General features: G+C 66.4%; 13 protein-coding genes and 3 pseudogenes. All 16 read left to right on the top strand.

The window, feature by feature from the left end; genetic code table 11:
* The first annotated feature begins 26 nt into the window (after positions 1-26).
* Positions 27-1,149, top strand: a pseudogene (aroB, locus tag ACFJGX_RS25770) (3-dehydroquinate synthase).
* The gene (locus ACFJGX_RS25765) at positions 1,149-2,339 is read left to right on the top strand and encodes a deoxyguanosinetriphosphate triphosphohydrolase (RefSeq protein ID WP_382327323.1); all 1,191 of its coding nucleotides are present in this window, start codon (positions 1,149-1,151) and stop codon (positions 2,337-2,339) included. The pseudogene aroB and the gene ACFJGX_RS25765 overlap by 1 nt, the downstream one beginning before the upstream one ends.
* Positions 2,336-3,613, top strand: coding sequence for a CynX/NimT family MFS transporter (locus ACFJGX_RS25760; protein WP_382327321.1), 1,278 nt, complete (start codon positions 2,336-2,338; stop codon positions 3,611-3,613). The genes ACFJGX_RS25765 and ACFJGX_RS25760 overlap by 4 nt, the downstream gene beginning before the upstream one ends.
* Positions 3,592-4,293, top strand: coding sequence for a transposase (locus ACFJGX_RS25755; protein WP_382323349.1), 702 nt, complete (start codon positions 3,592-3,594; stop codon positions 4,291-4,293). The genes ACFJGX_RS25760 and ACFJGX_RS25755 overlap by 22 nt, the downstream gene beginning before the upstream one ends.
* A gap of 190 nt (positions 4,294-4,483) precedes the next feature.
* The gene (locus ACFJGX_RS25750) at positions 4,484-8,137 is read left to right on the top strand and encodes a glutamate synthase-related protein (protein ID WP_382327319.1); all 3,654 of its coding nucleotides are present in this window, start codon (positions 4,484-4,486) and stop codon (positions 8,135-8,137) included.
* Positions 8,047-9,264: a glutamate synthase-related protein gene (locus tag ACFJGX_RS25745; RefSeq protein ID WP_382327317.1), complete on the top strand. Its 1,218-nt coding sequence runs from the start codon at positions 8,047-8,049 to the stop codon at positions 9,262-9,264. Before ACFJGX_RS25750 ends, ACFJGX_RS25745 begins: the two co-directional genes overlap by 91 nt.
* 35 nt (positions 9,265-9,299) lie before the next feature.
* Complete coding sequence (locus tag ACFJGX_RS25740; RefSeq protein WP_382327315.1) at positions 9,300-10,766, top strand: glutamate synthase subunit beta; 1,467 nt, start codon at positions 9,300-9,302, stop codon at positions 10,764-10,766.
* A gap of 89 nt (positions 10,767-10,855) precedes the next feature.
* Positions 10,856-11,682, top strand: a pseudogene (locus ACFJGX_RS25735) (ABC transporter ATP-binding protein).
* A pseudogene (mlaE, locus tag ACFJGX_RS25730) lies at positions 11,679-12,460 on the top strand (lipid asymmetry maintenance ABC transporter permease subunit MlaE). The pseudogenes ACFJGX_RS25735 and mlaE overlap by 4 nt, the downstream one beginning before the upstream one ends.
* Before the next feature lie 15 nt (positions 12,461-12,475).
* Positions 12,476-12,964 carry an outer membrane lipid asymmetry maintenance protein MlaD gene (gene mlaD, locus ACFJGX_RS25725; RefSeq protein ID WP_382323352.1) on the top strand — a complete coding sequence of 163 codons (489 nt, stop codon included), beginning with the start codon at positions 12,476-12,478 and terminating at the stop codon, positions 12,962-12,964.
* 109 nt (positions 12,965-13,073) lie between these two features.
* On the top strand, positions 13,074-13,811 hold the full coding sequence (locus ACFJGX_RS25720) for a VacJ family lipoprotein (protein WP_382327313.1): 738 nt from the start codon (positions 13,074-13,076) through the stop codon (positions 13,809-13,811).
* A gap of 122 nt (positions 13,812-13,933) precedes the next feature.
* A complete protein-coding gene (locus ACFJGX_RS25715; protein ID WP_382323354.1) occupies positions 13,934-14,563 on the top strand; it encodes a phospholipid-binding protein MlaC in 630 nt (209 codons plus the stop codon).
* Between the two features lie 4 nt (positions 14,564-14,567).
* Positions 14,568-14,843, top strand: a complete 276-nt coding sequence (locus ACFJGX_RS25710; protein WP_382323355.1) for an STAS domain-containing protein — start codon at positions 14,568-14,570, stop codon at positions 14,841-14,843.
* A 119-nt stretch (positions 14,844-14,962) separates the two neighbouring features.
* On the top strand, positions 14,963-15,901 hold the full coding sequence (locus tag ACFJGX_RS25705; protein WP_382161421.1) for an ABC transporter ATP-binding protein: 939 nt from the start codon (positions 14,963-14,965) through the stop codon (positions 15,899-15,901).
* Positions 15,898-16,653 carry an ABC transporter permease gene (locus tag ACFJGX_RS25700; protein WP_382323356.1) on the top strand — a complete coding sequence of 252 codons (756 nt, stop codon included), beginning with the start codon at positions 15,898-15,900 and terminating at the stop codon, positions 16,651-16,653. The genes ACFJGX_RS25705 and ACFJGX_RS25700 overlap by 4 nt, the downstream gene beginning before the upstream one ends.
* 9 nt (positions 16,654-16,662) lie before the next feature.
* Positions 16,663-16,908: a BolA family protein gene (locus ACFJGX_RS25695; protein WP_291118478.1), complete on the top strand. Its 246-nt coding sequence runs from the start codon at positions 16,663-16,665 to the stop codon at positions 16,906-16,908.
* Positions 16,909-16,915 lie beyond the last annotated feature (7 nt).

Genomic DNA, 16,915 nt, shown 5'->3' with positions numbered 1-16,915 from the left:
ATGGACACCGAATAAACTCGGTGTCCATGACTTCATCGCACACGGCCCCGCGCACCCAACGGGTGGACATCGATCTCGGCGATCGCAGCTATGGCATCGTCATTGGTGCCGGCCTGCTGGACGCGCCCGAGAGTTATGCCGATCTTCCCAGTGCCGCCAGCGCCATGATCGTCACAAACCAGACGGTGGGGCCTTTGTACCGGGACCGCCTGGTCGACTCTCTGGCGCCGCGCTACAAGGCGATTCACACCGTGGTGCTGCCCGATGGCGAGGCGTACAAGACCTGGGAATCGCTCAACCTCATTTTTGATGCCTTGTTGTCCAACGGTTGCGACCGCAAGACCGTGCTCTTTGCGCTGGGCGGTGGGGTGGTCGGCGACATGACGGGATTCGCTGCCGCGAGCTACATGCGTGGCGTCCCTTTCGTGCAGGTGCCAACCACCTTGCTCGCGCAGGTGGATTCGTCCGTGGGGGGCAAGACGGCCATCAACCACCCGTTGGGCAAAAACATGATCGGGGCCTTTTACCAGCCTCGGCGTGTGCTGTGCGACCTCGACGCGCTCAAGACCTTGCCCGAGCGGGAGCTCAGCGCGGGGTTGGCCGAGGTCATCAAGTACGGACCGATCGCCGACATGGCTTTCCAGGATTGGATCGAAAGCAACATGGACGCACTCATGGCGCGCGACGCCGACGCGCTTGCTTTCGCCGTGCGCCGCAGCTGCGAGATCAAGGCCTGGGTGGTGGGCCAGGACGAACGCGAGTCGGGCATGCGCGCGATTCTGAATTTTCGCCGACACCTTCGGGCACGCCATCGAAGCGGGTATGGGTTATGGGGCTTGGCTGCATGGCGAAGCGGTGGGTTGCGGCATGGTCATGGCGGTGCGCCTGTCGGCGGCCCTGGGTCTGGTGGACACCGCTTTTGTCGAACGCCTGACCGCATTGGTTCGGCGCGCGGGCTTGCCCACGGTGGCGCCGGTGCTGGACGCCCAGGACAATGTGGGCCGCTACCTGGAGTTGATGCGGGTGGACAAGAAGTCCGAGGGTGGGGCCATCAAGTTCGTGGTGATCGATGCCCCGGGCCACGCCAGCATGCGCAGCGCCCCCGACGCGGTGGTGGCTCAGGTGATCGAAGCCAGTTGCCGGGCCTGATGGCCGTGCCGACCACCCCCCTGCCCACCGGGCTGGCGGATTTCGCCAGCGATCCGGCGCTCAGTCGGGGACGTCGCCATCCTGAGCCCGAAGCGCCGACCCGCACCGCGTTCCAACGCGACCGGGACCGTGTGATCCATTCGACCGCGTTCAGGCGGCTGGTCTACAAGACCCAGGTGTTCCTGAACCACGAAGGCGACCTGTTCCGCACGCGCCTGACCCATTCGCTGGAGGTCGCTCAGCTGGGTCGGAGCATCGCGCGCTCGCTGCGCCTCAACGAAGACCTTGTCGAGGCCATTGCCCTGGCCCACGATCTGGGCCACACGCCCTTTGGCGATGCCGGGCAGGATGCCCTCAACGCGTGCCTCAAGGCCGCGTCCGCGCAAGCGCTGCCCGGCGATACCGACAGCTGGGGGTTCGAACACAACCTCCAGAGTCTGCGCGTGGTCGATGAACTGGAAGAGCGCTACCCCGCCTTCGACGGTTTGAACCTTTGCTTCGAGACCCGCGAAGGCATTCTCAAACACTGCTCCCGGGCCAACGCCCAGCGGCTGGAGCAACAGGAGCCGGGCGGCGTGGCATCGCGGTTCCTGCAGGGGGGATCGCCCTCGCTGGAGGCGCAGTTGTGCAACCTGGCCGACGAGATCGCCTACAACGCGCACGACATCGACGACGGTGTGCGCTCGGGCTTGTTGACCCTGGACCAGATGGCCGACGTGGAGCTGTTCGAGCACTACCGCCGCACGGCCTTGAAGGCGCATCCGCAGCTGCAGGGGCGCCGCCTGTTGTTCGAGTCCATCCGTCTCATGCTCAGCGACCAGGTCTATGACGTGATCGACACCACGCGCGCGCGGCTCTCGACGGCGCAGGTTCACAGCGCGGACGCCGTGCGCGCGGGTCCGCCGCTGGTGGCCTTCTCCGATGGCATGAGGGAACGCTCGCAAGTGTTGAAAAGTTTCCTGTTTCGCAATCTCTACCGCCATCCGCAGGTGATGGAGACCACGGATCGTGCGCGCCGCGTGGTCAGTGACTTGTTCGATCGCTACATGAACGCGCCTGGCGAATTGCCCGAGGCGCATGGGCGCAAACAACACCTGGCCAGGGCGGTGGCGGACTACATCGCTGGCATGACAGACCGATTTGCCATCCGTGAGCACGAGCGCCTTTATGGCGCCGTGCTGTTCCCATGACGGCGTCTCCCGGCCTCGCTTCGCGGCCGCTGGCGGCCCTGGTGGTCGCCGTAGGCGTCACCTGCGCCTTGCACGTGGGCAAACTGCCGGCGGCGATTCCGGTGTTGCGCGAGAGCCTGGGATTGAGTCTGGTGCAAGCCGGGTTCCTGTTGTCGCTGGTGCAGCTGGCGGGCATGACGCTGGGCTTGGTGGTGGGGCTGATGGCGGATCGGCTGGGTCCTCGCCGCTTCATGCTGGCCGGCTTGCTGTTGCTGCGCACGGGAAGTGCGCTGGGCGCGCTGGCCCCCAACGTTCACGTGTTGCTGGCCACGCGGGTGATCGAGGGCATGGGCTTCCTCTCGGCCGTGTTGCCGGCGCCGGGCCTGCTGCGGCAACGCGTGCACCATGCGCCCACGCTGTCCCGCTCGCTCGGCTGGTGGGGGGCGTACATGCCCCTGGGCACTTCGCTGGCCCTGCTGCTCGGCGTGCCCTTGCTCTCCGCCGTCGGTTGGCGCTGGGCCTGGTTGCTGTTGGCGCTGCTTTCCCTGTTGGCGGCGGTCGGACTGGCGAAATGGGTGACCCCGGACGCACAAGCGCAGTCCGCATCCAGCGCCACGGCCCTGGGCCCACGGCTTCGACGGACCCTGCGGGCGCCCGGCCCCTGGCTGATGGCCTTGGCGTTCTTCCTGTATTCGGGCCAATGGCTGGCCGTGGTCGGTTTCCTGCCGACGATCTACCACCAGGCCGGGTACACCGGCGCCACGGTGGCCGTGCTCAGCGCCCTGGCCGCGGGCATCAACATGGTCGGCAACATTGGCGGGGGCTGGTGGCTCGCCAGGGGCGCGCGCCCTGGTGTGGTGCTGGCGCTGGCCTATGTCGCGATGGGTGTGGGGGCCTGGGTGGCCTTTGGCGCCGAGGGTTACCCGGTGGCGCAGTACCTTGCGGTGTTGGTCTTCTCCGGGGTGGGTGGGCTGATTCCCGGGACGCTGTTTGGCCTGGCGGTCAAACTCGCTCCCGACAACGAGACGGTGTCCACCACGGTGGGCTGGATGCAGCAGTTCTCTGCCATGGGTCAATTTCTCGGGCCGCCGCTGGTGGCCTGGTTTGCGCACCCTGGTCGGCGGCTGGCAATGGACCTGGACCGTGACAGGCGCTTCCTCCTTGCTCGGTGTGCTGCTGGCGGGGCGGCTGCAGGCCGCCTGGCGCGCCCGACCATAATCGGGGTCGGATTCCCTTCGGAGCCGCTTCGCGGCGACGCCCACCTGACCGCACCATGGCCCGTCTTCCCCGCCTGACCGTCGCCGGTTACCCGCACCATGTGATCCAGCGCGGCAACAACCGCCAGGACATCGTGCGCAGCGACGCCGACCGCGAGTTCCTGCTGGAGCTGTTGGGCGACAACGCGCGCAAGCACCAAGTGGCACTCAACGCCTATGTGCTGATGGACAACCATTTCCATCTGCTGCTCACGCCCGAAACGGCGGAGGGTGTACCGCTCATGATGCAGGCGGTGGGGCGGCGCTACGTCCGTTATTTCAACGACCTGTACCACCGCACTGGCACCCTGTGGGAAGGGCGCTACAAATCCACGCTGGTTCAGACCGAACGCTACCTGCTGGCTTGCATGGTCTATCTGGACTTGAACCCCGTGCGCGCTGGCCTGGTGGTGGACCCGAAAAACCATCCCTGGTCAAGCCATCGCCACTACATCGGGCAGACGCCGGACCGGCGGATCACACCGCCCGCCGTGTATTGGGGGCTGGGCAACACCCCGTTCGCGCGCGAAGCGGCGTACACCGAGTTGGTGCATGCGGGGCAATCGGTGGCGCAGCAGGGCGCCATCACCGACGCCACGCTGCACGGCTGGGCGCTCGGGGATGCGGACTTTGCCGCGGAGTTGCAAAAACGCACCCCGCGCCGGATTGCGCGCGGCCGCCCGGGCCGTCCCGCGTCCACCTCCTCCAACGAAACCTGACGCAAGGCTCCGAAGGCCTGGAACGCTTCATCAAAGCGTTTTTAATCTGTCCCCAATAAAACATCGATCAAATTTGTCGGGATTTAAATGGAATCTGACCCCATTTAATCTGCTTGGCATTGTTGTTGCAATGCAATAAGCTCGCAGTCCCGTTTTTGCATTTACGCCCACGAACCGAGAAGGAAGCGCCATGACCACGGCAGCCGAACAACAGCACCTCCAGCAACACGGTCTGTACGACCCTTCCCACGAGCACGACGCTTGTGGCGTGGGTTTCGTGGCCCACATCAAAGGCGAGAAGAGCCACGCCATCGTGAAGCAGGGTCTGAAGATCCTGGAGAACCTGGATCACCGGGGTGCGGTCGGCGCCGACAAGCTCATGGGCGACGGGGCAGGGCTGTTGATCCAGCTGCCCGACGCGCTGTACCGCGAGGAGATGGCGGCCCAGGGCGTGGCGCTGCCGCCGGCGGGGGAGTACGGCGTGGGCATGATCTTCATGCCCAAGGAGCACGCCAGCCGCCTGGCCTGCGAGCAGGAGATGGAGCGTGCGATCGCCGCCGAAGGCCAGGTGCTGCTGGGTTGGCGCGACGTGCCGGTCAACCGCGACATGCCCATGTCGCCCACGGTGCGCGAGAAGGAGCCGATCATCCGCCAGGTCTTCATCGGCCGCGGCAACGACGTGATCGTGCAGGACGCGCTGGAGCGCAAGCTGTACGTGATCCGCAAGACGGCCAGCGCCAACATCCAGCGCCTCAAGCTGACCCACAGCAAAGAGTATTACGTGGTCAGCATGAGCAGCCGCACGGTGGTCTACAAGGGCCTGTTGCTGGCCGATCAGGTGGGCACCTACTTCCGTGATCTGGAAGACGAGCGCTGCGTTTCGGCCCTGGGTCTGGTGCACCAGCGTTTCTCGACCAACACCTTTCCCGAATGGCCGCTCGCCCACCCGTACCGCTATGTCGCGCACAACGGCGAGATCAACACCGTCAAGGGCAACTACAACTGGATGAAGGCGCGCGAGGGCGTGATGTCCTCGCCGGTGCTGGGGGCCGACCTGCAGAAGCTGTACCCGATCAGCTTCGCCAGCCAGTCCGACACCGCCACCTTCGACAACTGCCTCGAGCTGCTCACCATGGCGGGTTACCCGCTGGCCCAGGCCGTGATGATGATGATTCCCGAGCCCTGGGAGCAGCACACCACCATGGACGGCCGCCGCAAGGCCTTCTACGAGTACCACGCCGCGATGATGGAGCCCTGGGACGGCCCGGCCTCCATCGTGTTCACCGACGGCCGCCAGATCGGCGCCACGCTGGACCGCAACGGCCTGCGCCCGTCGCGCTACTGCATCACCGACGACGACTTCGTGATCATGGGCTCCGAGTCGGGCGTGCTGCCCGTGCCGGAAAACAAGATCGTGCGCAAGTGGCGCCTGCAGCCGGGCAAGATGTTCCTGATCGACCTGGAACAGGGTCGCATGATCGACGACGAGGAGCTCAAGGCCAACCTCGCCAACAGCAAGCCCTACAAGCAGTGGATCGACAACCTGCGCATCCGCCTCGATGACGTGGAAACGCCGGTGGCCGGCGAGTCCGCGCAAGAGCAGCGCATCACTGCCACCGAGCCGCAGTCCGCTGGCGTCGAGCGCGTGGCGCCCGAGCTGCTGGACCGCCAGCAGGCCTTCGGCTACACGCAGGAAGACATCAAGTTCCTGATGAGCCCGATGGCCGCCAACGGCGAAGAGGGCATCGGCTCCATGGGCAACGACAGCCCGCTGGCCGTGCTCTCCGACAAGAACAAGCCGCTCTACAACTACTTCAAGCAGCTGTTCGCGCAGGTGACCAACCCGCCGATCGACCCGATCCGCGAAGCGATCGTGATGTCGCTGGTGTCCTTCATCGGTCCCAAGCCCAACCTGCTGGACATCAACCAGGTCAACCCGCCGATGCGCCTGGAAGTGAGCCAGCCCGTACTCGACTTCGCCGACATGGCCAAGCTGCGCGACATCGATGCCGTGACGCAGGGCAAGTTCCGCAGCCACACGCTGGACATCACCTACCCCGCGGCCTGGGGCCGCGAAGGCGTGGAAGCCAAGCTGGCCTCCCTGTGCGCGAGCGCGGTGGACGCGATCAAGGGTGGCAAGAACATCCTGATCATCAGCGACCGCGCCGTCAGCGCCACGCAGATCGCCATTCCCGCGCTGCTGGCGCTGTCCGCGATCCACCAGCACCTGGTGCGTGAAGGCCTGCGCACCACCGCCGGCCTGGTGGTCGAAACCGGCACGGCGCGCGAAGTGCACCACTTCGCCGTGCTCGCCGGCTACGGTGCCGAGGCCGTGCACCCCTACCTGGCCATGGAAACCCTGGCCGCGATCAGCCAGGGCCTGCCGGGCGACCTGAGCGCGGACAAGGCGATCTACAACTACGTCAAGGCGATCGGCAAGGGCCTGTCCAAGATCATGTCCAAGATGGGCGTGTCGACCTACATGTCCTACTGCGGCGCGCAGCTGTTCGAGGCGATCGGCCTCAACAGCGAGACCGTGGACAAGTACTTCACCGGCACCGCCAGCCGCGTGGGCGGCATCGGCGTGTTCGAGATCGCCGAAGAAGGCATTCGCATGCACAAAGCCGCCTTCGGCGACGACCCGGTGCTGGCCACGATGCTGGAAACCGGCGGCGAATACGCCTGGCGCGCCCGGGGCGAGGAGCACATGTGGACGCCCGACGCCATCGCCAAGCTGCAGCACAGCACGCGCGCGAACAACTGGAACACGTACAAGGAGTACGCGCAGCTCATCAACGACCAGAGCCGCCGCCACATGACGCTGCGTGGCCTGTTCGAGTTCAAGATCAACCCCAGCACCGCGATCTCGATCGACGAGGTCGAGCCGGCGGCGGAGATCGTCAAGCGCTTCGCCACCGGCGCGATGTCGCTGGGCTCCATCTCGACCGAGGCCCACGCGACGCTGGCCGTGGCGATGAACCGCATCGGCGGCAAGAGCAACACCGGTGAAGGTGGCGAGGACGCCCTGCGTTACCGCAACGAGCTCAAGGGCATCCCGATCAAGCAGGGCCAGACCATGTCGGACCTGCTGGGCAAGGACACCTTCGAGGTGGACTACGAGCTGCAGGCGGGCGACTCCATGCGCTCCAAGATCAAGCAGGTGGCTTCGGGCCGCTTCGGGGTCACGGCCGAGTACCTCAACAGCGCCGATCAGATCCAGATCAAGATGGCGCAGGGCGCCAAGCCCGGCGAGGGCGGCCAACTGCCCGGTGGCAAGGTGAGCGACTACATCGGCAAGCTGCGCCACAGCGTGCCGGGCGTGGGTCTGATTTCGCCGCCGCCGCACCACGACATCTACTCCATCGAGGACCTGGCGCAGCTGATCCACGACCTGAAGAACGTCGCGCCGCACTCCAGCATCAGCGTCAAGCTGGTGTCCGAGATCGGCGTGGGCACCATCGCCGCGGGCGTGGCCAAGTGCAAGGCCGACCACGTGGTGATCGCGGGCCACGACGGCGGCACGGGCGCCTCGCCCTGGTCGTCCATCAAGCACGCCGGCAGCCCTTGGGAAATCGGCCTGGCCGAAACGCAGCAGACGCTGGTGCTCAACCGCCTGCGCAGCCGCATCCGCGTGCAGGCCGACGGCCAGATGAAGACCGGCCGCGACGTGGTGATCGGTGCCCTGCTCGGCGCCGACGAATTCGGCTTCGCCACCGCGCCGCTGGTGGTCGAGGGCTGCATCATGATGCGCAAGTGCCACCTCAACACCTGCCCGGTGGGCGCTGCGCAGCGCAGGACCCGGTGCTGCGCAAGAAATTCAGCGGCAAGCCCGAGCACGTGGTGAACTACTTCTTCTTCATCGCCGAAGAAGCGCGCCAGATCATGGCGCAGCTGGGCATCCGCAAGTTCGACGACCTGATCGGCCGCGCCGACCTGCTGGACATGAAGCAGGGCATCGAACACTGGAAGGCGCGCGGCCTGGACTTCGGCCGCCTGCTGGCGCAGCCGATCGTGCCGGCCGACGTACCGCGTTTCCACACCCAGAATCAGGAGCATGGGCTGGAGAAGTCGCTCGACAACATCCTGATCCAGAAGTCGCGCGCGGCGATCGACAAGGGCGAGCGCGTGCAGTTCATCGAGGTGGCGCGCAACGTCAACCGCTCGGTGGGCGCGATGCTCTCGGGCGCCGTGACGAAGGTGCACCCCGAAGGCCTGCCGGACGACACCATCCGCATCCAGCTCGAGGGCACGGGCGGCCAGTCGTTCGGCGCCTTCCTCACGCGCGGCATCACGCTGTACCTGATCGGCGACGCCAACGACTACACCGGCAAGGGCCTCTCCGGCGGCCGCGTGGTGGTGCGCCCCAGCATCGACTTCCGCGGCGAAGCCACGCGCAACATCATCGTGGGCAACACCGTGATGTACGGCGCCACCACCGGTGAAGCCTTCTTCAGCGGCGTGGCCGGCGAGCGGTTCGCGGTGCGCCTGTCGGGCGCCACCGCGGTGGTGGAAGGCACGGGCGACCACGGTTGTGAATACATGACCGGCGGCACCGTGGTGGTGCTGGGCAAGACCGGTCGCAACTTCGCCGCCGGCATGAGCGGCGGCATTGCCTACGTGTACGACGAGGACGGCGACTTCGCCAAGCGCTGCAACACGGCCATGGTCAGCCTGGAAAAGGTGCTGTCCGCCACCGAGCAGGAAGCCACGCTGGACCGCGCCATCTGGCACCGCGACCTGAGCGACGAAGCGCAGCTGAAGAAGCTGCTGGAGGAGCACAACCGCTGGACCGGCAGCAAGCGCGCGCGCGAACTGCTCGACACCTGGGCGCAGTCGCGCGGCAAGTTCGTGAAGGTGTTCCCGAACGAATACAAGCGCGCCCTGGGCGAGATCCACGCCCGCAAGGCCGCCGCCGTCGTCACCACCAAGGCCCAGACCACGGCGAAAACAGCCACGGCGCCCGCCAAGTAAGCCCGCCGCACGCACGAACACGAAGGAATCGCATCATGGGAAAAGTCACCGGCTTCATGGAATACGAGCGTCTGGAAGAGGGCTACAAGCCCGTGCCCGAGCGCCTGAAGCACTACAAGGAATTTGTCGTCGGCCTCAATGAGCCGCAATCCAAGGTTCAGGCCGCGCGTTGCATGGACTGCGGCACGCCGTTCTGCAACAGCGGCTGCCCGGTCAACAACATCATTCCGGACTTCAACGACCTCGTGTACCAGGGCGATTGGCAGAACGCCATCACCGTGCTGCACAGCACCAACAACTTCCCCGAGTTCACCGGCCGCATCTGCCCCGCGCCCTGCGAGGCTGCCTGCACGCTGAACGTGAACGACGATGCCGTGGGCATCAAGTCGATCGAGCACGCCATCATCGACCGCGCCTGGGCCGAAGGCTGGGTGCAGCCGCAGCCGCCGCGCCACAAGACCGGCAAGAAGATCGCCGTGGTGGGTTCGGGCCCGGCCGGCATGGCCGCGGCACAGCAGCTCGCGCGCGCCGGTCATGACGTGACCCTGTTCGAGAAGAACGACCGCGTCGGTGGCCTGCTGCGCTACGGCATTCCCGACTTCAAGATGGAGAAGAGCCACATCGACCTGCGCGTCAAGCAGATGGAAGCCGAAGGCGTGGTGTTCCGCACCGGCGTCATGGTCGGCACCCTGCCCAAGGGCAGCAAGGTCACGAACTGGGCCAAGGAAACCGTCACGCCCGAGCAGCTGCAGAAGGACTTCGATGCCGTGCTGCTGACCGGCGGCTCCGAGCAGAGCCGCGACCTGCCCGTGCCTGGCCGCGATCTCGACGGCATCCATTTCGCGATGGAGTTCCTGCCGCAGCAGAACAAGGTCAACGCCGGCGACAAGCTCAAGGGCCAGCTGCGCGCCGACGGCAAGCACGTCATCGTGATCGGCGGCGGCGACACCGGCAGCGACTGCGTGGGCACCAGCAACCGCCACGGCGCGGTCAGCGTCACGCAGTTCGAGGTGATGCCGCAGCCGCCGGAAGAAGAGAACAAACCCCTGGTGTGGCCCTACTGGCCGCTCAAGCTGCGCACCAGCTCCAGCCACGAGGAAGGCTGCGTGCGCGAGTTCGCCATCTCCACCAAGGAATTCATCGGCGAAAAAGGCAAGGTCACCGGCCTCACGACCGTGCACGTCGAGATGAAGGACGGCAAGCTGGTCGAGATCCCCGGCACGGAAAAGACCTACAAGGCCGACATGGTGCTGCTCGCCATGGGCTTCGTGAACCCGGTCGCCACCATCCTGGACGGCTTCGGTGTCGAGAAGGACGCGCGCGGCAACGCCAAGGCCAGCACCGACTTCACGGGTGGCTACGCGACCAACGTGCCCAAGGTGTTCGCCGCTGGCGACATGCGCCGTCGCCAGAGTCTGGTGGTGTGGGCGATCCGCGAAGGCCGCCAGGCCGCGCGCGCGGTGGACGAATTCCTGATGGGCTTCTCCGACCTGCCTCGCTGACATTTATCGAAACAAAACGGCGTCGAGGGTTTACCCCTGAATCCCGTATCATCCAAAAACCGGGCGCTGAACTGCCCGGTTTTTGTTTGATGCCCACCGACTCCACCTCCCCTCTGGTCGAACTGCGCAACCTGACCTTCGGTTACGGCGAGCGCGCCATCCTCGACAACATCTCGCTGACCGTGCCGCGTGGCAAGGTCACGGCGCTCATGGGTGCGTCCGGCGGCGGCAAGACCACGGTGCTGAAGTTGATCGGTGGTCAGATCCGCGGCCAGTCCGGCCAGACCCTGTTCGACGGACAGGACGTCACCACCATGGGCCCGAAGGCGCTGTACGAAGCGCGTCGGCGCATGGGCATGCTGTTCCAGTTCGGCGCCTTGTTCACCGACATGAGTGTGTTCGACAACGTGGCCTTCCCGTTGCGCGAGCACACGCAGTTGCCGAAGCCATGGTGCGCGACATCGTGTTGATGAAGCTCAACGCGGTCGGCCTGCGCGGTGCACGCGACCTCATGCCCAGCGAGCTCTCCGGCGGCATGGCCCGGCGCGTGGCGCTGGCGCGCGCGATCGCGCTGGACCCCGAACTCGTGATGTACGACGAGCCCTTCGCCGGCCTGGACCCGATTTCGCTCGGCACCGCCGCGCGCCTGATTCGCCAGCTCAACGATGCCATGGGGCTGACCAGCATCGTGGTCTCGCACGACCTCGACGAAACCTTCCATATCGCCGACCAAGTGATCGTGCTGGCCAACGGCAAGATCGCCGCCCAGGGCACGCCCGAGGAAGTGCGGCACAGTCAGGATCCGCTGGTGCACCAGTTCGTCAACGCCCTGCCCGACGGGCCGGTGCGTTTCCACCACCCGGGCCCGGAACTCCTGGAAGATTTCGGCCCCACCCGCCGGGGAGCACGCCCATGAATGCCCTGCATCCCGCCCGCGTGGGCCGTGCGGTGCGCCTGCAACTCGCCGGCATCGGCCATGGCACCCGCCTGTTCGGGCGCCTGGTGTGGCTGATGGGGGCCGCGCTGCGCCGGCCCTCGCTGGTGCGCGACCAGATCCATTTCCTGGGCAACCACTCACTGGCGTCATCAGCGTCTCCGGCCTGTTCGTCGGCTTCGTGCTCAGCCTGCAGGGTTACTACACGCTGCAGCGCTACGGCGCCACCGAGGCGCTGGGCCTGCTGGTGGCGCTCTCGCTCATGCGCGAACTCGGCCCGGTGGTCACGGCCCTGCTGTTCGCGGGCCGCGCCGGCACCTCGCTCACGGCCGAGATCGGCCTCATGAAGGCCGGCGAGCAGCTCAGCGCCATGGAAATGATGGCCGTCGACCCGGTGCGCCGCGTGCTGGCGCCGCGTTTCGTGGCTGGCGTCATCACCATGCCCTTGCTCGCCGCGGTGTTCAGCGCCGTGGGCATCGTGGGTGGCTGGGTGGTGGGCGTGCTGCTCATCGGCCTGGACGGCGGCGCCTTCTGGAGCCAGATGCAAGGCGGGGTGGACGTCTGGGCCGACGTGGGCAACGGCATCATCAAGAGCGTGGTGTTCGGCTTCGCCGTCACCTTCGTGGCCCTGCTGCAGGGCTTCGATGCGCATCCCACGCCCGAAGGGGTTTCTCGCGCCACCACCCGCACGGTGGTGGTGGCTTCGCTGAGCGTGCTGGCGCTGGACTTCGTCCTCACCGCCATGATGTTCAGCATCTGATTGGAGTGGACGGACATGCAAACTTCCAAAAATGACGTCTGGGTGGGGCTGTTCGTGCTGATCGGCGCGGCCGCCATCCTGTTTCTCGCGCTGCAGTCGGCCAACCTGCTCAGCCTGAATTTCGAGAAGACCTACCACGTGGTCGGCCGCTTCGACAACATCGGCGGCCTCAAGCCCAAGGCGGCCGTGCGCAGCGCCGGCGTGTTGGTCGGTCGTGTCGAGTCCATCACCTTCGACGACAAGACTTTCCAGGCCAACATCCGGCTGGAGCTGCAATCGCGCTACGCCTTCCCCAAGGACAGCTCGCTCAAGATCCTCACCAGTGGCCTGCTCGGCGAGCAGTACATCGGCATCGAGCCGGGTGGCGACGAGCGCAACTTCGCCGACGGCGATGTGGTGACCCAGACGCAATCGGCCATCGTCCTGGAGAACCTGATCAGCCAGTTTCTCTTCAGCCGCGCCGCCGATGGCAGCAACAACAAGGAAGCCGAAACGGCGAAATAGCGCTGTGGGGGCTTTGCAACGCCCCTCACGAAGGCATTCCAGGGGCGCCGAAAATGCAGGCTGTTCGCAAAAACAACAGCCGGGTGCACAACCCAGGGGAACCCACAACATGACACACCTTCACAGCCCCATCGGGGCGGTCTGCAAAGGCGCCACGCTGGCGCTGACGTTTTCATTGATGGCCGGCTGCGCCACGGGCCCGGACGCCAACCCGCGCGATCCGCTCGAACCGTTCAACCGTGGCGTCTACCAGTTCAACGATGCCGTGGACACGGCGGTGCTCAAGCCCGTCGCCACCGCCTACCAGAAGGTCACGCCCAGCCCGGTGCGCACCGGCGTGGGCAACTTCTTCGGCAACCTGGGCGACCTCTGGTCCTCGGTGAATGCCGGCCTGCAACTACGCCCGCGCGAGGCGACCGAAAACCTCATGCGTTTCAGCGTGAACACGGTGTTCGGCCTGGCCGGCTTGCTCGACATCGCCAGTGAAATGGGCATCCCCCGCACGCGCCTGGATTTTCGCGAGACGATGGGTCGCTGGGGCGCGCCGTCGGGCCCTTATCTGGTGCTGCCGCTCCTGGGGCCCTCGTCGGTGCGCGACGGCACGGGCTTGATCGTGGACGTGGTCGGCGACCCCGTGACGGGTGTGGACCATGTGCCCACGCGCAACTCCCTGATGGCGCTGCGCGTGGTCGACACCCGCGCCGGGCTGCTGCGCGCCGGCACCCTGCTGGACGACGCCGCACTGGACAAATACAGCTTCATGCGCGATTTCTACCTCAACCGCCGGCAAAACCAGATCGAAGACCTGATCGACAAGGGCATCGGGCTCGGCGACGGTGAGCAGTGAGGACGGCCACACGGATACGAATCGCAACGATTGAGGGGGAACCGCTTCACAATCCGGGCCCTCGGATGAACTACGCTGCGGTGTCTGCAGCAAGGCCGCCTGGCCTCGAAAGGAACCACATGATGAAACGCCGCTCCTGGCTCGCCGCCCTGTTGATGTCTGCCGCAGCGGGTGTTGTCTCGCTTCCCGCGCTCGCACAGGACGAGGCGCCGGACGCCATGGTCAAGCGCCTGTCCGCCGAGGTGCTGGCCACCATCAAGGCCGACCCGGCCATCCAGGCGGGTGACGTGAACCGCATCATCGCGCTGGTGGACAGCAAGATCATGCCCAACGTGAATTTCTCGCGCATGACCGCTTCCGTGGTGGGCCGCTACTGGCGCCAGGCCACGCCCGAGCAGCAGAAGCAGCTGCAGGACGAGTTCAAGACCCTGCTGGTGCGCACCTATTCGGGCGCGTTGGGCGAGGTCCGGGACCAGACCCTGAGCTTCCGCCCGATGCGCTCCAAGCCCGAGGACACCGAGGTGGTGGTGCGCTCCGAGGTGCGGGGCAAGGGCGATCCGATCCAGCTCGACTACCGCATGGAAAAGACGCCCGCCGGCTGGAAGATCTATGACCTGAACGTGCTTGGCGTCTGGCTGGTCGAAACCTACCGCACCCAGTTCGCCCAGGAAATCAGCAGCAAGGGCATCGACGGCCTGATCGCTTCGCTGGCGCAGCGCAACAAGAGCGGTGCGGCCCCCAAGGCCAGCTGACGCCATGCCTACCACGCTTGAATTGCCCGAGCGGCTGACTTTGGTCGAGGCGGACCAGACCCTGGCGCGCCTCGGCGGTGAGCTGGCCGGCCAGTCGGAGGCCACGGTGGTGGTCAACGCCCGCCCGTTGCAGGTGTTCGACTCCTCGGCGCTGTCGGTGCTGCTGGAGCTGCGCCGCCGCCTGTTGACCCAGGGCAAGGCCTTGCAGGTCAGCGGCTGGCCCCGGCGGCTGGAAGACCTCGCCTCGCTCTACGGCGTGCACGAACTGCTCGCGGCCTGAGGCGCGGCCAAGCGACCCCGCGCCAGCGCGGCGGGAGGGGCGCGCATAAAATACCCGGTTCACCGGCGGGCGCCAGATGTCCTGCCCCGTGGCCGGTGACCCATGGGTCCCGCCCGCGCATGCCAGCCGTCTCCTTCCAGCACGTTTCCAAGACCTACTCGACCCCGCGCGGTGACCTGCACGCGCTGCAATCGGTGTCCTTCGACATCGAACCCGGCGAGTTCTTCGGCCTGCTCGGCCCCAACGGTGCGGGCAAGACCACCCTCATCAGCGTGCTCGCGGGCCTGGCGCGCGCCACCTCGGGCCGCGTGCTGGTGCACGGCGCCGACGTGCAGGCCGACTACGCCACCGCCCGCCGCCAGCTCGGCGTGGTGCCGCAGGAACTGGTGTTCGACCCCTTCTTCAACGTGCGCGAGGCCTTGCGCATCCAGTCCGGTTACTTCGGCATCCAGCGCAACGACGCCTGGATCGACGAACTGCTCGAAGGCCTGGGCCTGGCCGACAAGGCCACGGCCAACATGCGCCAGCTCTCGGGCGGCATGAAGCGCCGCGTGCTGATCGCGCAGGCGCTGGTGCACAAGCCGCCGGTGATCGTGCTTGACGAGCCCACCGCTGGCGTGGACGTGGAGCTGCGTCAGACCCTTTGGCAGTTCGTCTCGGACCTCAACAAGCGCCTGGGCAGCACGGTGCTGTTGACCACGCACTACCTGGAAGAGGCCGAGGCCCTGTGCGGCCGCATCGCCATGCTCAAGCAGGGCAGGGTGGTGGCGCTCGAATCCACCTCCGCGCTGCTGGCGCGTGCGGCCTCCAACGTGCTGCGCTTCAAGACCGACGCGGCCCTGCCGATCGATCTCGCCGTGCAGGCCCGCATCACCGGCCGCGTGGTGCAGCTGCCGGCCAACGACGCGCTGGCGGTCGAGCGCATCCTGGCGCGCCTGCGCGAGGTGGGCGTCTCGCCCGAGGACATCGAGATCCGCAAGGCCGATCTGGAAGACGTGTTCCTGGACCTCACTGGTGCGCAACCGCGCGCCAGCTCGCCCGCGGAGGTCGCAGCATGACCGGCTGGCAGACCCTGTTCTACAAGGAAGTGCTGCGCTTCTGGAAGGTCGGCTTCCAGACCGTGGCCGCGCCCGTCATCACGGCCATCCTCTACCTCATGATTTTCGGCCACGTGCTCGAAGACAGGGTGCAGGTCTACGACTCGGTGAGCTACACCGCCTTCCTGCTGCCCGGCCTGGTGATGATGAGCGTGCTGCAGAACGCCTTTGCCAACAGTTCGTCCTCGCTGATCCAGAGCAAGATCATGGGCAACCTGGTGTTCCTGCTGCTCACGCCGCTGTCGCACCGCGCCTGGTTCGTGGCCTACGTGGGTTCGTCCATCGTGCGCGGCCTGGCCGTGGGCCTGGGCGTGATGCTGGTCACCTGGTGGTTCGCTCAGCCCTCGATGGTGGCGCCGCTGTGGATCCTGGCCTTCGGCTTCATGGGCGCGGCGCTGCTGGGCACGCTGGGGCTGATCGCCGGGCTCTGGGCCGAGAAATTCGACCAGATGGCCGCGTTCCAGAACTTCATCATCATGCCCATGACCTTCCTCTCGGGCGTGTTCTACTCCATCCATTCCCTGCCCGCTTTCTGGCAGCGCGTGAGCCACCTCAACCCGTTCTTCTACATGATCGACGGCTTCCGCTATGGCTTCTTCGGGGTGAGCGACGTGTCGCCCTGGATCAGCCTGGCCCTGGTGGGCAGCGCGCTGGCCCTGGTGAGCGCGATCGCGCTGCACCTGCTCAAGACCGGCTACAAGATCCGGCACTGACGAAACCCCATGACCGCTGAAGAACTGCAATCCCTCATCGCCGCCGGCCTGCCCTGCGAGCACCTCGAAGTCACCGGTGACGGCCGCCACTGGGCGGCGGTCATCGTCTCGCCCGCGTTCGAGGGCCAGCGGCTGATCAAGCGCCACCAGGCCGTCTACGGCACGCTGGGCGGACGCATCCAGACCGACGAGGTGCATGCCCTGTCGATGAAGACCTTCACGCCCGCCGAATGGGCCACACAACCCCGTAACTGACGCGCCC

The organism is Hydrogenophaga sp. UC242_50 (genome assembly GCF_042697355.1).
GTDB lineage: Bacteria > Pseudomonadota > Gammaproteobacteria > Burkholderiales > Burkholderiaceae_C > Hydrogenophaga.
Note: the sequence above shows the minus strand (reverse complement) of the source record. Positions and strands in the feature narration are given on the sequence as shown.